The 15,444-nt window shown below is 71.3% G+C and carries 20 protein-coding genes; 17 read left to right on the forward strand and 3 right to left on the reverse strand.

Annotation, left to right across the window (positions count from 1 at the left end; all coding sequences use genetic code 11):
* Position 1: 1 nt before the first annotated feature.
* From ACZ7GX_RS40505 to ACZ7GX_RS40575, 15 genes are read left to right on the forward strand one after another with little or no spacing between them, the layout of a single operon-like run.
* Positions 2-475, forward strand: coding sequence for a hypothetical protein (locus ACZ7GX_RS40505; RefSeq protein WP_498785213.1), 474 nt, complete (start codon positions 2-4; stop codon positions 473-475).
* Positions 472-960, forward strand: a complete 489-nt coding sequence (locus ACZ7GX_RS40510; RefSeq protein WP_498785215.1) for a hypothetical protein — start codon at positions 472-474, stop codon at positions 958-960. The genes ACZ7GX_RS40505 and ACZ7GX_RS40510 overlap by 4 nt, the downstream gene beginning before the upstream one ends.
* Positions 957-1,253 (forward strand): hypothetical protein, encoded by a 297-nt coding sequence (locus ACZ7GX_RS40515; protein ID WP_498785217.1) that lies wholly within the window; start codon positions 957-959, stop codon positions 1,251-1,253. Before ACZ7GX_RS40510 ends, ACZ7GX_RS40515 begins: the two co-directional genes overlap by 4 nt.
* A 3-nt stretch (positions 1,254-1,256) precedes the next feature.
* Positions 1,257-1,745 (forward strand): phage tail tube protein, encoded by a 489-nt coding sequence (locus tag ACZ7GX_RS40520; RefSeq protein WP_498785219.1) that lies wholly within the window; start codon positions 1,257-1,259, stop codon positions 1,743-1,745.
* Positions 1,742-2,218: a hypothetical protein gene (locus tag ACZ7GX_RS40525; protein ID WP_498785221.1), complete on the forward strand. Its 477-nt coding sequence runs from the start codon at positions 1,742-1,744 to the stop codon at positions 2,216-2,218. The genes ACZ7GX_RS40520 and ACZ7GX_RS40525 overlap by 4 nt, the downstream gene beginning before the upstream one ends.
* A 26-nt stretch (positions 2,219-2,244) precedes the next feature.
* Positions 2,245-2,562 (forward strand): hypothetical protein, encoded by a 318-nt coding sequence (locus tag ACZ7GX_RS40530; RefSeq protein ID WP_498785223.1) that lies wholly within the window; start codon positions 2,245-2,247, stop codon positions 2,560-2,562.
* A gap of 33 nt (positions 2,563-2,595) precedes the next feature.
* Positions 2,596-5,613 (forward strand): phage tail tape measure protein, encoded by a 3,018-nt coding sequence (locus tag ACZ7GX_RS40535; protein ID WP_498785225.1) that lies wholly within the window; start codon positions 2,596-2,598, stop codon positions 5,611-5,613.
* On the forward strand, positions 5,610-6,437 hold the full coding sequence (locus ACZ7GX_RS40540) for a hypothetical protein (protein ID WP_498785227.1): 828 nt from the start codon (positions 5,610-5,612) through the stop codon (positions 6,435-6,437). Before ACZ7GX_RS40535 ends, ACZ7GX_RS40540 begins: the two co-directional genes overlap by 4 nt.
* An 8-nt stretch (positions 6,438-6,445) precedes the next feature.
* Positions 6,446-7,585, forward strand: a complete 1,140-nt coding sequence (locus tag ACZ7GX_RS40545; protein WP_498785229.1) for a DUF5047 domain-containing protein — start codon at positions 6,446-6,448, stop codon at positions 7,583-7,585.
* Complete coding sequence (locus ACZ7GX_RS40550) at positions 7,582-8,532, forward strand: hypothetical protein (protein WP_498785231.1); 951 nt, start codon at positions 7,582-7,584, stop codon at positions 8,530-8,532. Before ACZ7GX_RS40545 ends, ACZ7GX_RS40550 begins: the two co-directional genes overlap by 4 nt.
* Positions 8,533-9,138, forward strand: coding sequence for a hypothetical protein (locus ACZ7GX_RS40555; protein ID WP_498785233.1), 606 nt, complete (start codon positions 8,533-8,535; stop codon positions 9,136-9,138).
* Positions 9,139-9,195: 57 nt separating this feature from the next.
* Positions 9,196-9,432, forward strand: coding sequence for a hypothetical protein (locus tag ACZ7GX_RS40560; RefSeq protein ID WP_498785235.1), 237 nt, complete (start codon positions 9,196-9,198; stop codon positions 9,430-9,432).
* Positions 9,429-10,097 carry a hypothetical protein gene (locus tag ACZ7GX_RS40565; protein ID WP_498785237.1) on the forward strand — a complete coding sequence of 223 codons (669 nt, stop codon included), beginning with the start codon at positions 9,429-9,431 and terminating at the stop codon, positions 10,095-10,097. The genes ACZ7GX_RS40560 and ACZ7GX_RS40565 overlap by 4 nt, the downstream gene beginning before the upstream one ends.
* 2 nt (positions 10,098-10,099) lie before the next feature.
* Positions 10,100-11,089, forward strand: coding sequence for a peptidoglycan recognition protein family protein (locus ACZ7GX_RS40570; RefSeq protein ID WP_498785239.1), 990 nt, complete (start codon positions 10,100-10,102; stop codon positions 11,087-11,089).
* Entirely contained in the window at positions 11,089-11,454 is a 366-nt protein-coding gene (locus ACZ7GX_RS40575) for a hypothetical protein (protein WP_498785241.1), read from the forward strand. Before ACZ7GX_RS40570 ends, ACZ7GX_RS40575 begins: the two co-directional genes overlap by 1 nt.
* 78 nt (positions 11,455-11,532) lie before the next feature.
* On the opposite strand, the gene ACZ7GX_RS40580 is transcribed toward ACZ7GX_RS40575, so the two are convergent.
* From ACZ7GX_RS40580 to ACZ7GX_RS40590, 3 genes are all read right to left on the reverse strand, one after another.
* Positions 11,533-11,838, reverse strand: coding sequence for a hypothetical protein (locus tag ACZ7GX_RS40580; protein WP_498785243.1), 306 nt, complete (start codon positions 11,836-11,838; stop codon positions 11,533-11,535).
* 311 nt (positions 11,839-12,149) lie between these two features.
* Positions 12,150-13,088 carry a hypothetical protein gene (locus ACZ7GX_RS40585; protein ID WP_498785245.1) on the reverse strand — a complete coding sequence of 313 codons (939 nt, stop codon included), beginning with the start codon at positions 13,086-13,088 and terminating at the stop codon, positions 12,150-12,152.
* Positions 13,089-13,241: 153 nt separating this feature from the next.
* Complete coding sequence (locus ACZ7GX_RS40590) at positions 13,242-13,400, reverse strand: hypothetical protein (protein ID WP_498785247.1); 159 nt, start codon at positions 13,398-13,400, stop codon at positions 13,242-13,244.
* Positions 13,401-14,231: 831 nt separating this feature from the next.
* Here ACZ7GX_RS40590 and ACZ7GX_RS40595 point away from each other — a divergent pair.
* Both ACZ7GX_RS40595 and ACZ7GX_RS40600 read left to right on the forward strand, forming a co-directional pair.
* A complete protein-coding gene (locus tag ACZ7GX_RS40595) occupies positions 14,232-15,110 on the forward strand; it encodes a helix-turn-helix domain-containing protein (RefSeq protein ID WP_498785249.1) in 879 nt (292 codons plus the stop codon).
* Entirely contained in the window at positions 15,107-15,316 is a 210-nt protein-coding gene (locus ACZ7GX_RS40600; protein WP_498785251.1) for a DUF397 domain-containing protein, read from the forward strand. The genes ACZ7GX_RS40595 and ACZ7GX_RS40600 overlap by 4 nt, the downstream gene beginning before the upstream one ends.
* Positions 15,317-15,444: the final 128 nt, after the last annotated feature.

A 15,444-nucleotide genomic window follows, 5' to 3' on the forward strand; every position in this document is an offset into this window, starting at 1 on the left:
CGTGACGCAACTGAAGCCGACCACGATCCCCGCGGTCATCGACCGCCTGGTCGCCGTGCTGACCTCCCACCCGGAGCTGCTCGACGACGACGTGCTCGACGGCCCGCTCGCGAGCGGGGACTACGACTTCGAGCACGTGACGGTCATCATCGGCTGGACCGACGAGGACCGCCCGGCCGCGACCACGAGCCGCCAGGCCCCGCAGGGCATCCGGCCGCGCGACTCCGAGTCCTGGAGCATCTGGGGCCTGATCGGCGCGGTGGACGGCAGCACGAACCGCGAGTCCACCAAACGGGCCCGCGACAACGTCGCCCGCGCGTTCGCCGTCGTGTGCTCGGTGGTGACCACCGACCCGACGCTGGGCAGCACGTGCGGACAGATCACCGTCGGAGACCAGGAGTGGTTCCAGACGCCGAGCGCTAACGGCATCGAGGTCTCGGTGATCTTCAAGCTCTCCGGGAAGGCGCTGCTGTGACGACCGTCGACGACTGGTGGGCCGACGACCGGGGCGGCCGATCGACGGGCCCCAGCATCCCGGAGCTGATCGCCGCGGACATGCGGGCGGTGCCCGAGGCGACCCGCAAGGCGGTACGGCCGCGGCTGCGGGCCGCCGGACGCATGATCGCCGAGGAAGCGCAGAGCAAGGCCGCCTGGTCCAGCAGGATCCCCGGAACCGTGCGGATGCAGGTGTCGTTCCGCCGGGACCGCGAGGGCGTCACGGTCATCGCGGGCAACAGGAGCACGCCGCACGCGCGCCCGTACGAGGACGGCGGAGGCCGCGGCTTCTTCCGACACCCCGTCCACGCCGACGCCACGAACAAGACCCGCAAGGGCTGGGTGTGGGTCACCCAGAAAAGCCGCCCATTCCTGTTCCCCTCGGCCGACGCCAAGGGGACCGAGGCGACGGCGGAGATCCTCGCCGCGCTCAACGACGTGGCCGACGAGTTGGGATTCGGATGAGGAACAACAGCAGGAGCACCGTCTACATCAAGCACCCGGACATCGACGGCGACCCGGTGCCCGTCCCGGCCTCGTCGCTGCCGCACTGGACCGGGTGCGGCTGGCACGAGGTCGACCCGCCGGTCCGGGCGCGGGGCGGCCGTGGACTGCAGGCGGACCGGGTCGTCGTCGACGAGGCCGCCGACAGCATGGCGACGCCGCATCGGCAGGCGACGCCGCCCCCGGCCGCCCGCAAGAGCAGCACCAGCAAGCGCACCACCACCACCGGCGACCGACGCTCCCAGGAGGACTGAGCCATGCCGATCACCCCCAACACGCCGGCGGCTATCACCCGCTACTACAGCGTCGGGATCACCGACGTGCTGTGGTGCCCGTCCATCGCCGACACCGGCGCGCCGACCTTCGCCGAGCTCGACGCGGGCACGGACCTCACGGAGGAGTTCGCCGACTGGTCCGGCTGGACCGTCAGCACCAACAACATCGACACCCCGACCTTGAAGGAGCGGTTCGTCGGCCAGCTGCCCGGCCGCATCACCGCCGAGGCGAGCAGCATCACCGTCTACGCCGACCGGCTCGGCGCGGACCTGCGGGACCTGATGCCGCGCGACACGTCCGGCTACATCGTGATCGCGGACGGCGGCCTGGCCTCCGAGGTGGGCGACGTGTTCAAGGTGCGGGTGTCCACGGTGGCCAAGGTCCGGTCGATGGACGACGCCAACAAGCTGCGGTTCGACTTCGCCATCCTCGCCCAGCCGGCCGAGGACGTCACCCTGCCGCAGTCGTGACGACGCTGCGCGAGCGCCTGGAGGCCAAGCAGCGTCGCCGGGTGGTGGTGCCGATCCAGGTGTCGGACCCCTCCGCCGACCAGCACGTCCTCTCGGGCGCGATGGTCGCGCTGCGCGCGGCGCAGACCCGTGAGGACGGCCCGCGGCCCGGCGAGGTCGAAGCGGCCGAGCAGGCGGTGCGCGACGCCGCCGACGCGGTCAAGGCGCACTACGCCGAGGTCGAGCTGCAGGCGCTGCCGGCGGACGACTGGGAAGCGGCGATGTCCCAGTGGTCGGGCGACGAGATCGACTGGGCCTCGGCCCTCGCGCCGTTGCTGGCCGAGTCCTGTGTGGACGAGACGCTGCGCGACGAGCCGTTCTGGCGGGAACGGCTGGCAGACCCGGCGTGGTCGGACGGCGACCGGGACGTGCTGCGGATCGCGCTACTCAGGCTCAACGTCACCGCGGCGGACCCGATCGTCCCAAAAGGCTGAACGCGGACCGACTGTTCGCGGTCCGCATGGCCTACTGCGGCCCGCGCGGTATCCCGCTGTCGCAGTTCCTCGGATGGTCGGAGGCCGACCAGCAAGCCGCCCTGGCGTGGCAGTCGCACGAGTCGCGCCGGTGCGGCTCGTGCGGCACACACCCCGACGACTGGTCGGAGGCGGCGGGCGGCGACCGCAACGCCTACCACGCCGAGGCGTACCAGTGCCCGGGGTGTCTGCGCATCGAGCGGCTGCGCCAGGCCCCGCACGTGGTCAACGGAGAACCGGGCCTGCACCTGCGGCTGGTCGGCGGCATCCACCGCGACTGTCCGCGCTGCAACCCGACCGACTAGCCCGGACGGGCCGACCAGAGGGGAGGCCCGCCGGTGTCGACGAAGAACCTCACCTACCGGATCGGCGCGGACGTCAGCGAGCTGCGCCGGGAGATGGAGGCCGCCGGCACGCTCACCCGCCGCTGGCAGCGCGAGCTGGACAGCCTGGAGGCGAAGCAGCAGGAGCACCGCCAGGCGCTCATCGACCTCGGCACCGGGTTCACCGGCGTCGGCGCGGCGGCCGCGGTCGGGCTCGGCATGGCGGGCAAGGCCGCCATCGACTGGGAGACCGCGTTCACCGGCGTGCGCAAGACCGTGGACGGCAGCCCGGAGCAGATCGCCGCCCTGGAGCAGGAGATGCGGCGCCTGGCCCGGACGCTGCCCGCCACGCACGCCGAGATCGCGGGGGTCGCCGAGGCCGCAGGACAGCTCGGCATCAAGCGCGACGACATCGTCGGCTTCACCAAGGTCATGATCGACCTGGGCAACACGACGAACCTCACCGCCCAGGACGCGGCGACCGAGCTGGCGAAGTTCAGCAACATCATGGGCACCAGCGCCAAGGACACCGAACGGCTCGGCTCCGCCCTGGTGGCGCTGGGCAACGACGGCGCGTCCACGGAAGCCGACATCCTGTCGATGGCGCTGCGCATCGCCGGTGCCGGCCGCCAGGTCGGCTTGACCGAAGCGCAGGTGCTCGGGTTCGCCAGCGCGCTGTCGTCGGTCGGCATCGAGGCGGAGGCAGGCGGCTCGTCGATCTCCCGCGTGATGATCACGATGGAGCAGGCGGTGCGCGCCGGCGGCAAGGAGATCCAGGGGTTCGCCGACGTCGCGGGAATGTCGGCCGCCGAGTTCACCAAGGCCTACAAGGACGACGCGGCGGGCGCGATCTCCACGTTCGTCGGCGGCCTGAACCGGATGTCGGCGGCTGGCGGCGACGTGTTCGGCGTCCTGGCCGACCTCGGGTTCGGCGAGATCATCGTCCGGGACACGCTGCTGCGCACCGCGGGCGCCAGCGACCTGCTGACCAAGAGCCTGAAGGTCGGCGGCACCGCCTGGGTGGAGAACAAGGCCCTGGCCGAGGAAGCCGGCAAGCGCTACGAGACGGCGGCCTCGCGGCTGCAGGTCGCGGGCAACCAGATGCTGGACGTGCTCATCGACGTCGGCGCGGCCGTCGCGCCCGCTTTCGTCGGCGTCGCCCAGACGGTGTCCGACGTCGTGCGCGCCTACCAGTCCCTGCCCGGCCCGGTGCGCGACGTCGTCACCTGGGTCGGCGCGGGCACCCTGGCGGTGACCCTGTTCGGCGGCGCGGCGCTGATCGCCGTGCCGAAGGTCATCGCGTTCCGCGAGACCATGCGCACCCTCATGGCCACCGGCGGCGGCGTGTCCACCGGGCTGGGCAAGTTCGGCCTGTTCATGTCGGGCCCGTGGGGTGCGGCGATCGCCGGCGGCACCGCGCTGCTCGGCCTTTTCGCCGCGGTCACCGGTGGCGCCCAGCGGCGCCAGGAGGAGTTGGCCAGCGCGGGCAAGGCCGTCGCCGATGCGCTGCGCGAACAGAACGGGGTGGTCAACGAGAGCGTCCGGCAGACCGCCGCGAAGGCAGCTGGCGACGCGGGTCTGCTCCGCACTGCGAAGGACCTCCAGCTGGACCTCGGATCAGTGACCGACGCGATCATCGGACAGGGCAGCGCCTACGAGGACCTGAAGGCCAAGCTGGGCGCCATCGTCGAGGCCGAAACGATCTACAGCGCCGGCGACACCAACAACACCCTGAGCGCCAGGGGCGAGGCTGCGGCGGACCTCGCGGCGAAGCTGGAAGTGCTCCGCGGTGAAACCACGGGCAACGTCGCGGCCAACAAGGACGTCGCCGAAGCGGCCAAGGGCGCGGCCGGTTCGGTCAAGGACCACACCGAGCAGCAGCAGGAGCTGGGCAAGAAGGCCGAGGAAGCATCCAAGGCGCTCGACGAGGTCGTGAAGGCGCTCGACGCGATCAACGGCGTCACCCTGTCCTACCGGGACGCCCAGCGCGCCTACCTGGACCAGATCGACGAGACCAACGAGGCGCTGGCCACCAACGGCAAGAACCTGGACATCAACACCACTGCGGGCCGGGCGAACCTGGAGGCGCTCGACGGCCAGGCCAAGGCCGCTAACGCCCTGGCGGAGGCCGCGGCCCGGGAGGCACAGGCCACCGGCGGAGCCGCCGCCGGTGCCGCGGCGTTGAAGAACTCGCTGGACGCCAGCAGGCCGGCGCTTATCGAACAGGCCGTGAAGTTCGGCATGGGCCAGCAAGCCGCAGAGCAGTACGCCGACTCGGTGCTCGGCATCCCCAGCGTGGCGTCGACCAGCGTGCTCACCCCGGGCTCGCAGGCCGCGCTGCTGGAGCTGACCCGGGTCCGGGACGCGGTCAACAACGTGCCGCCCAACAAGGACGTCAACGTCGGCGTGCTCAGCGCCGAGGCGCAGCAGATCCTCGCGAACCTCGGCTTCCAGGTGCGCACCCTCCCGGACGGCACGGTCGTGGTCAACGCCAACGACAACCCGGCGCGGGACAGGACGAACTCCCTGATCGCCGACATCAACAACCGGACCGCGACCCTCAGGGTCGACCTCACCCGGGGCAACACCGCAGGTCTGGGTTTGGGGCCGTGGGCTCCGATCGCCCAGGGCGGCGTCATCGCGTTCGCCGGTGGCGGGATCCACGAGAACCACCAGCCCCAGATCGCCACCGCGGTACCCGGCCTGGTGCGGGTGTGGGCAGAACCGGAGACGGACAAGGAGTCCTACATCCCCTGGGCCGTGGACAGAAGGCCGCGGGCGGTCGGAGTGCTGGCGACCACGGCGGACGCGTTCGGCTACGCCCTCGTCCCGCGCTCCCAGGTCGTGCCCTACTCGCGCGGCGGCGTGCACGGAGGCGCACCGCCCGCGGCCGCAGGCACCGGCCCGGTCATGCCGACAACGCTCGTGGTCGTCGACGTCGACGGGCAGCTGCTCGCGCGGATGCGGATCGCGGCCGACCAGGCGCTGGCGGCCGAGGGGCGCGAGCTGTTCCTGAGGGGAGGTCGCCCGTGACGACGACTCCGCCCGCGCCGACGTTGACCGCGGCCACCGATGCCGATCCGTGTCCGCGCGTGGAGGTGCTGATTACCCCGATGCCGGTCGACGCGGACACGATCACGGTGTGGCGCACCTGGCGCGGGCAGCGCACCGTCGTGCGGGACGCCGAGGACGCCGAGGTCGCCGGTGACTTCCTCGTCGTCGACTACGAGGTGCCCACCGGCGTCCCGGTGACCTACACCTGCCGCACCGCCGACGCCGTCGGCGTGCCGTCGCAGGAGTCCGCGGGCACCGCGGTGACCGTCGCCACGACGGAGGTGTGGCTACAGGACCCCGTCGACCCCACCACCGCCGTGGCCGCGTCCCTCGAGCTCGGCCGCAGCAGCGGCGTGTCGATCATCGGCGACTCGCTGCTGCCGGCCGTCTACTCGATCGACGGCGCGACCGCGCCGGTGATCGGGGCGCCGCTGCCGGTGGCGTTCGGCGGGACACGGCGGGCGGCCTCCCGGATGCCGTTCACCCTGATCGCCTGGACACCCAGCGACGCCGAGGCGCTGCGCACGCTGCTGGGCCAGACCTACCCGTTGTGCGTCCGGACCCCGGCCGAGATCCCGCAGCTGACCGGACTCACGTACGTCGCCCTGGGCGACATCGTCGAGAGCCCTCACCCGGGCTGGCAGTCCAGCGTGTTCACCGCCAGCGGCGACTCGGTACGCGGGCCGGGGTCGGGCATCGTCGTGCAGCCGCGGACCTTCGACGACCTGCTCGACGAGGCCGCCACGTTCGACGACCTGGAGCTGCTCTACGCCACGTTCATCGAGCTGCGCAGGGGGTTGTAGTGCAGACCGTGTCCGACGAGTTCCTGCTGGCGCTGCGCGGGTCGTTCACACCGACCGTCACCGTCGACGCGTGGTACGACGGGCGCCTGGTGCACGCCGACGTGCCGCTGCTGTCTGGCCGGGTCGACGTCGACGGCGCCCGGGCGCTCGCCGGGTCGGCCACCATCACCGCGGGCGCCGAGGACGACTCGCTGGTGCCCGACAACTACGACTCGCCGCTGGCACCGTACGGCAGCCAGCTGCACGTGCGAGCCGGACTCCGCTACGGCCTGGCGACCACCGAGCAGGTCTCGCTGGGCTGGTACCGCGTCGACGACTCCGACCCCCAGGAGTGGTGGACCGCCTACACCCCCGACCCGACCCGCCCCCAGGACGTGCGATGGGCATGCCGGGGAACCAAGGTCGTCGTGCAGGCTACCGACCGCATGGCCCTCGTCGACGACGCCAAGTTCCTGTCACCCGAAGCGCCGGCCAGCACCGCCTCGGTGCTCGACGAGATCCGCCGCCTGGTCCAGGACCTGGTGCCGGTGGCCGACCTCTCCACCATCGACGACGCGCCGATCCCCGCCGCGGTCACCTACCAGACCAGCCGCGTGCAGGCGGTCCAGGACCTCGCCGACGTACTCGGTCGCGTCGCGCGCATCAACGCCGACGGGGCGCTCACCCTGATCCCCAAGGCCGCCGGCGACACCGCAGTGTGGACGGTGCGGGTCGGCGTCGACGGCGACATCGTCAGCTGGGGCCGCCGCCTGAGCCGCACCGACCTGCGCAACGGGGTCATCTCCACCGGCCAGGGTCCGGACGGCGTGCCGGTCCAGGCGTCGGCGATCGAGACCGACGGGCCGCTGCGGTGGGGCGGGCCGTTCGGCCGCGTGCCGCACGGCCACAACTCGCCGCTGATCACGACGACGACCGCGGCCCAGGCCGACGCCGACACCCTGCTGTCGCGGCTGATCCGGGAACGCGTCGCGCCGGTGGTCGTCGAGTGCGTCGCCAATCCCGCGCTCGAGTGGAACGACGTCGTGGCGCTGGAGCTGCCGGACCGCACGCTCACCGGCCCGGTCCGGTCGCTCTCGTGGTCGCTGCCCGCCCGCACGATGACGATGACCGTCCTGGTGCCGCGCACCCAGCTGTGGGGTGCGCGGTGAGCGGCGGCCTGGCCGGGCACATCGCCGCCATGGGCGGTGGCGGCTGCGAACTGGTGCTCGGCGTCGTCACCCGCGTCAGCGTCGCGACCAGCAACGCCGTCACCGTCAACGTCGGCGGCGTCGAACGGTCGGACCTGTTCTGGGCCAGCTCCGGCTACGCCCCGCGCGAAGGCGACGGCGTCGCGCTGCTGCGCCAAGGCCAGATGCTCGTCGTGCTCGGCCCGATGGGCGTGCCACTGCCCTCGGTCGGGACCGTGGTCGACGTGCCGGTCGGCAGCACCACCATCGTGGTCAGCGCCGGCGGCGACAGCTGGGACCTCCCATTCATCTCCACCTACAGCCCGACCGCCGGTGACCGCGTCTACCTGCTGTGGCCGGGCACCGACCGCGCGGGCCTGGTCCTCGGCGAAGTCGGCGTAACCGACGCACCGCCCGCACCGCCGCCACCACCGCCACCGCCACCAGGCGGGTCGACCTCCGGCACGACGACCTTCCCCGCCACCCACGACGGCACTTGGCGTTCCGGGTGGCGGACCGACGCCAACGGCAACGTCATCCAGGGCACCGCACCGACGTTCCCCGGCGCGAACGAAGGCGCCTGGTTCTACTCCGGAGCGATCGCGGGAACCCTGGCCGGCGCGACCGTCACCGGGGTCGAGATCTTCCTGGGCCGCACTGCGGGCGGGACGTTCGGCGCTCAGACGGCCAACCTGTACCGGGTCGCCGACAACGTACGCCCAGGCGGCGCGCTCACCTGGGGCACCGGTCCCACCGGTGTCGCCTTGGCCGTCGACCAGTCCGGCTGGTTCGCCTTGCCCACCGCCCTCGGCCAGGAGCTCGTCAACTCGGGCGGCTCGATCGGCATCAAGGGCAGCCCTTACATGCGCATGTGGGGATTGGCCCAGCACGGCAGCGCCGGTGCCCTACGGATCTCCTGGAGGCGATGAATGCCCACCACCGCACGCCACGCGTTCCGCTACCCAGGCGGCGGCGACGCACCCGACGTGCCCACCAAGATGAAGGACCTGGCGGACGACGTCGACGCCCAGACCCCGTACGTGTCCACATCGGAGCCCACCAAGGTTCCTGGCCTGATCTGGCACAACCCGACGACCCGGCTGACCCAGATCACTGACGGCACTTCGTGGTTCAACGTCGCCAGCCTGATCGTGTCGACCTACACGCCCAACTTCGTCATGGACAACAACTCGGGCACCAAAACCGGCGCGTACCACAAGATCGGCACGAACGTGCGCGGCAACGTGCTCATGGTCGCCGGGAGCGGTGTCTCTCTCGGCACCGGGCCCGTGAGCTTCACCCTGCCCGTCACCGCGGCGACCCGGGCCGGGCACATTTGGCACGGCTCCGGTATCTGGGCCAACGCCGCCGGTCACAGCCTGCTCCACATCGAGATCCTGTCGGCCGCTACCTCCGCGCAGGTGTGGGCCGTCGACCCCGCCACGAACCGGTTCCTGGACCCCGGCGACGCCGGATTCACCTTCGCCTCTGGCGACAAGATCAGTTGCCAGTTCGACTACGAGTCGGCCACCTAGCCATTCATCCACAGTGGACTCTCATCGCCACCCGTACCGACCAAGTAGGAGGGGTGAGTGGGTGACATTGCAGGGGTCATCACGGCCTTTGCGGGCCTCATCACCGCAGCCGCGGGGGCGTACGCACTCGTGGTCAACACGAGGCGCGCGACCCGCCGGGAACCACGCGCTGCCGCAGAGAACGCGGCGCAGCGGATGGCCGACGAGTTGGCCTCGGCAGCCGAGGACGGCCAGATCACGGCTGAGGAAATCGCCGCTGCACTCGCACACCTACGAGAGGAGGACCAGGGGTGACCACCGAGGACCGTATCGGCACGGCGCTCGATCAGGCGGTTGAGCAGTCCCGCGATCCCGGGGCGCGCAGGGGGATGCGGCTCGGCATCGTCGCCCTGGCCCTCGGCGGCCTCGTCGTCGCGGCGATGATCACGAGTGCGTTCGTCGACATCCAGCGCCTGGAGCAGCGCGCCGACTCCAACGCGGTTGCGGCACAGCAGCTCGCCGAGCAGGTGCGCGGACTCGGCGGCGTGCCGACGGTCCAGCCGCCGGTGCCGGGTGAACGCGGCGAACCGGGTCCGCCTGGTCCCGTCGGTCCGGCAGGTGACGACGGCCAGGACGGCACCGACGGGGTGACGCCGCCGTGCCTGGCCGAGCCGGGCCAGTGCAAGGGCGCGGACGGCACCGGCGTGCCGGGGCCGCCCGGTCCCGTGGGTCCGCCCGGGCCACCCGGTGTGGACGGCGTCGACGGGCAGGACGGCCGCGACGGTGCGCCGGGCGAAAACGGCACCGACGGTCGCCCGCCAGCCGGCTGGACGTGGGTCGACGGCGACGGACGCACCCAGTCGTGCGTCCGCGATTCCGAATCACCCGACGACGCGCCGACCTACACGTGCACGGCACCGTCGGACGGTCCGCCGGGCAGCTCGACCAGAACCCCGCCCCGACTGCCTCCTGGGGAGTGACAGTGGACATCGACATCATCACGCGCGCCCAGTGGGGTGCGAGGTACAGCAACGGCTTCCGGCCGGCACCCGTGCCGTGGCAAGAGAACTGGGCGCACCACAGCGTGACGCTCGCACCGGACATCGAGTGGATCGACGCCAACGGTGACGGCGTGGAGGACGACGAGGCCGCCGCGATGCGGACCCTGGACCAGATCGGCCAGGACCGGTTCGGCGGTGGCATCTCCTACACCGCGGGCATCCCGCCGTCGGGCCGGATCTACGAGGGGCACGGCGTCGACCGCCAGGGCGCGCACACCGGCGGCCGGAACGACATCGCGCGCGCCATCGTGTTCATCGGCAACTACGACATCCACCCGCTCACGCGGGCCCAGATCGTCTCGGCCGCGCTGCTGCTCGCCTACTGGCACAGCCGGGGCTGGTGCCCGCGCCCCGCCCTCAACGGCGGACATCAGCAGGCACCCAACCAGATCGCCACCGCGTGCCCTGGGCGGTACGTGCTGGCGGCCATCCCGGAGATCAACCGCCTGGCGGCGGACCACGCTGCCGGCCGCATCAACCTGGAGGACGACGTGGACTGCGTTTTCGGCGCCGGGTCCAAGATCGCTTACGACCAGCAGTACCACGTGCTGGTCACGGGCCAGATCACCGACGCCCAGATCAAGCGCGACATGGCCCACATCATCGACCGCAACGCCGCTGAGCACGCGGCGACGCGGGCCATGCTCGCCGAGGCCCTGGCCCACCCCGACATCACCCCCGACGAGCTGTCGCGGGTCATGAACGAGGCCGTCGCCACCCACACCCCGACCGCCGAGCAGGTCGCCGCAGCGATGGCGCCCGCCGTGGCCTCGCAGCTGATCGCCGCGCTGCCGCGCGACGACGACGGCGCGCTCCTCGTCGACGTCGACGAGGAGCGCCTTGCCCGGCTGTTCGTCGCCATCACCGGCCGCACGCTGGCCGCCATCCCGAACCCGGAGGTACGGAACTGATGCTGAACCAGTACAGGAAGGCGATCCTGGCGGTCGTCGGCGCGGCCGTGGTCACGGTGCACGAGCTGCTCGGCGGCCCGTGGACCATCGTGCACACCTTGATGGTGGTCATGGCGGTGCTGGGCGCGGTCAGCGTGGAGATCGTCCCGAACCTGCCCAAGGGCAGCGGCCTGGCCAGCTGGTCGAAGGGTGTCGTGGCCGTGCTGGTGGCGGGCGTCGAGACCGCGATACCGCTCCTGGACGACGGGCTGGTCACCGGCTCCGAGTGGCTGGTCATCACGATGGCGGTCCTGACCGTGCTCGGCGTGCCCGGCATCGCGAACGCCCCGCGCTCGGCCCTCAGGACGACGCCTCTGCGGCAGTAGATCCTGCGCACACACGAGTGGGCCCCCGCGTCACCGCCTCCCATCCGGGGGCGGTGGCGCGGGGGCCCGTTTTCGTGGTTACCGGCAGAGCGTGCCGTACGTGCCGCAGTCCGAGGTTCCCGGTGCGACGACGATCAACGCGACGCCGAGGGCGACCAGCAGCACCGGCACGACGACCAACGTCCACAGCAGCAGACGGCGGATCGAGTGCAGCAGCACGACCTGCTCGGTCCCGGCCTGTGCGATGGCCGCGTCGACGGTCGGTGCCGAGCGGATGCGCTCCAGCGACGCCTGGGCGCCACCCACGGCCCAGTTCGGCCCAGGGGTGGAGCTGCCGTTGTCGGTGGCTGGGTCGAACGCTCTGCTCGGTGTAGGCGCGGTCAACGGGTCCTCCTTCGTCGGCATACAGGTAGTGGGTCGTGCCCGGACGGCGGTGTGTTACCCGCCCGCTCCAGCGACCTCGATCAGGACGCCGGGCCGGTGGGCCCGGTGGGGCACGGCGGCAGCTTGGGCGGTGGTGGTTCGCTCTCGATGCGGCTCGCCACAGGATTCCTTCCTTCCGGTTGCGGGTGTGGAGGGGATCCGTGCCCCGCCCTCCGGGGGGACTGGAGTGCGGGGCACGGCCGGTGCGCACGACGTTGCGCGGGCGTGCGCACCGCCCGGCACCGATGGCGGTGCCGGGAGTCCGGTGGTCGCTACTCGGGCGCGTCGGCAGGCACCACGAGGTCCGCGGGCATCTCGGTCGCGACGTCCTGGCTGCCGACGAGGCACCTCAGGTCCATGTCCTGCTCCAGCACGAGCGGACGCCGCAGCAGCACTGTCCCGACCGCGACCAGCAGCACCCGGATGCAGGCGTCGGCGCCCTTGTAGGTTCGGGGCGCCTGGACCAGGAGGTAGCGCGCGGCCTGGATGTAGCGCAGGGCACGGTCGGGGTTGAGGGCGTCGTCGTTCGCCAGCTGGTACAGGGCGGCGGTGAGCATCGAGCTGCGTGCGTCGTCGCGGGCGGTGACCAGGTAGACGGCGTCGCCTCCGGTCTCCATCCTGCTGGCGTCGCGACCGCGGGCCATGACGCGGCGCACCAGGTCGGCGGCGATCAGTGTGGCCGCGTGGCCACGAACGAGGGTGGTCCCGGCGACGTCGCCCCCGGACGGCAGCCGCACCCGGGTGAGCAGCGTGTCACCGGCGCCCTCGGCGTCCATCCGGGCGTGGGCGAGCTGGCCGTAGCGCAGCATGATCTCGTACGCGGGCGTCGGCTCCCCGCCGACGTACGTGCGGGTGGCCTCGTCCCACGTCGACCGGTGACGCATCCGGCCGACGTAGCCGATGCGGTCGATGCGTGGCTCGCGCGGCCGGATCCCGGTCCGGAACCTCTCGACGTCCAGCGGGATGCCGGCACCGAGGCGCTCGGCGGCTTCCACCGCCAGGCCGTGCCTCCACTCGATCAGCCTGTCGTAGGTGCGGCGCAGCTGCTCGACGCGCTGACGCGGGTTGAGGCCGTGCCAGTCGCGGGCCAGGCGCTCGCGGATGAGCTCGGCCCGCTCCGCCTGCAGCTCGGCGAACGCGGCCACGCGCAGCTCCTGGCCGGGATCACGGCGTGCGAGATCAGGTGTGGGGAAGCTGAGTGCGGTGATCATGGCGGCTTGGTCCCCCTAGGGTGATGTCGTCTGGTGGACACCGCGTCCGCCCTCCCGTGGGTGGTTGGGGAGGAGGGCGGACGCGGCTGGTGTGCGGCTCCCGCCGAGGGCGCACACCGCCGGGCCGCCGGCGAGGTCGGCCCGGGGTCTTGGTTACTCCTGTCGCCGCTGGCTGACGTAGTCGCCGAGCGTGTCCACGATGTGCTGGCAGTTCTCCGCAGACCCGGTGAGGAACTCGGAAACCAGCGCGTCCAGCAGGTCCTGCGGGTCGGAGATGACGTTGGGGTCGCGCGGCACTTGCGGCTCATCCATGGTGGCGGGTCCTCAGTGCGTGGCGCGGACGTGCAGTGGGACGTGGAGCGTCCCGTTCGCGGGACACGGCCCAGTAGACGACCGGGCCGAAGGTAGCGAGCACGAGCAGGGGCAGCATCCAATCCGGCATTAGGGACTTCCTCTGGTTGTGGGGCGGCGCCAGTCAGGCGGAAGCCCACGGCCCGGCCGCACAGGACTGCCGAGCGGGTCTGACGTGATCGTCTATCGGTCGCGCCGATGCGTCCTGCGGACGTCGATCACCAAGCCGCCCGAGTGCTCAACGATCTGGTCTCCACGTCGACCGATCATCAGCTTGCAGACCAGGCATCGCTGCTCACGCTTTGGCTTGCGGAGCAGGTACTTCGGCGCGTCCGTTCCACATGCGGCGACCGCGAGGTGGGTGTGGCCGTCGGGTAGCGGGTACGTGAAGGCGTGCACCACCCCATCGGGCGCTGCCCACCACTTCCTCTGCCCGCTCATACCCGCAGGCGAGCCCATACGAAGCTCACATCCTGTTTAACGCAGGTCGGGGGTGCGTCGGTGTTGGTCGTTTCGGGTGGTTCGTCCATTCGGGAGGATCGATGTCCGAGTCGATGCGGACGAGCCCGATCCCCCACGATGATCACCTCCTTGGTTGGGACCCTGCCCCGCCGTCCACGGGCTAGCGGGTTCGGCGGGGCGGGCCACCGGCCGAGGCCGGCCTCATGAAAGTACGCCATGCAATTGCATGGAGCCATACACCGATCGGGCGACCACGACCGAGGCTCGCTGTGACGACCCGGCACACTGACCGGCGGCGGGCTAGCTGTGCGTGGCGAAGGAGACGTTGTGGTGGCAGACATCGACCAGGAGTTCGGGCCGTTCCTCCGGCGGCTCATCCTCGGCAAGCAGTTGCGGCGGCTGCGTGGCACGCGTGACCTGCGGAAGGTTGCCCGGTACGCGGGTATGTCGGAGGCCAGCATCTCTCGGATTGAGCGTGGCAAGCAGACGATCTTGCCCCGCACGGTGCGCGCCCTGTGTCAGGTGTACGAGGTGGGAGCACCAGAGGTGGACATGCTGGTGCGCCAGGCCGAGGAGTCCAACGACCGCGGCGTCCTAACCCTGGACGCCGAGACCGTGCCCGACTGGAGCGGCACGTTCTTCGAGATGGAGGCCGACGCGTCCGCGATCTGGACCTACCAGAGTCAGGTCGTGCCGGGGCTGCTGCAGGTGCCGGACTACATCCGCGCGCTCGTCCAGGCCGCCGAGATGGCCAGCGCGGAGCCGGAGCGCATCGTCGAGTTGCGAACCGCACGCCAGCGTCGCCTCACCGCGGCTCGGCCACCGGTGTTGCGTGCGGTTCTGGACGAGGCCGTGCTGGTGCGTCCGGTCGGCGGTGCCGATGCGATGGCTCGCCAAGTCGAGCACTTGATCGGCATGAGCGAGCAGGACAACATCGCGTTGCAGGTGTTGCCGTCGAGTATTGGTGCGCACATTGCGATGACCGGCAGCTTCACCATGTTGCGCTATCCGGACGAGTTGGAAATCGGCGTCGTGTACATGGAGCACGATCACGCTGGGTTGATGGCGGAGCGGCCGTCGGATCTTGCGCGGTACGCCCACATGTTCGAACGGTTGTGCGCTGTGGCTCTCAGTCGAGCGGACAGCCGTGAGCTTCTCGTTAGCCTGGCACAGCAGTATCGGGCTAGCGGAAGGGGTACGGGCGGATGAGCCTGGACCTGGAAACAGAGGAGGTCTCGTGGCGAAAGAGCAGCTACAGCGGCGGTACGGGTGGCGATTGCGTCGAGCTGGCCTGTGCGGGCGAATCCCGACTGCTGCGTGATTCGAAGAACGCCACCGGCCCGCAGCTCGCCTTCGGGCCGCAGGCCGCGCACGCGTTCGTCGCCGCGCTGAAGACCGGACGTTTCGGCGGCTGACCACGTGGAGAGTCGAGGGGCCGGGGGATTTACCCCGGCCCCTCGATCATGCGGAGGCCGGCATGCCGCGCTCCACGTGTGCTTTGCCACCGGCAACTACCAGGGTGTTACACCACGCACTACGAACG

The organism is Actinosynnema sp. NPDC037264 (genome assembly GCF_055603705.1).

Excerpts from the sequence above, each read along its gene's own strand:
- ACZ7GX_RS40515 (WP_498785217.1), top strand. The coding sequence starts at position 957 with ATGAGGAACAACAGCAGGAGCACCGTCTACATCAAGCACCCGGACATC.
- ACZ7GX_RS40520 (WP_498785219.1), top strand. The coding sequence starts at position 1,257 with ATGCCGATCACCCCCAACACGCCGGCGGCTATCACCCGCTACTACAGC.
- ACZ7GX_RS40530 (WP_498785223.1), top strand. The coding sequence starts at position 2,245 with ATGGCCTACTGCGGCCCGCGCGGTATCCCGCTGTCGCAGTTCCTCGGA.
- ACZ7GX_RS40555 (WP_498785233.1), top strand. The coding sequence starts at position 8,533 with ATGCCCACCACCGCACGCCACGCGTTCCGCTACCCAGGCGGCGGCGAC.
- ACZ7GX_RS40575 (WP_498785241.1), top strand. The coding sequence starts at position 11,089 with ATGCTGAACCAGTACAGGAAGGCGATCCTGGCGGTCGTCGGCGCGGCC.
- ACZ7GX_RS40585 (WP_498785245.1), bottom strand. The coding sequence starts at position 13,088 with ATGATCACCGCACTCAGCTTCCCCACACCTGATCTCGCACGCCGTGAT.
- ACZ7GX_RS40590 (WP_498785247.1), bottom strand. The coding sequence starts at position 13,400 with ATGGATGAGCCGCAAGTGCCGCGCGACCCCAACGTCATCTCCGACCCG.
- ACZ7GX_RS40600 (WP_498785251.1), top strand. The coding sequence starts at position 15,107 with ATGAGCCTGGACCTGGAAACAGAGGAGGTCTCGTGGCGAAAGAGCAGC.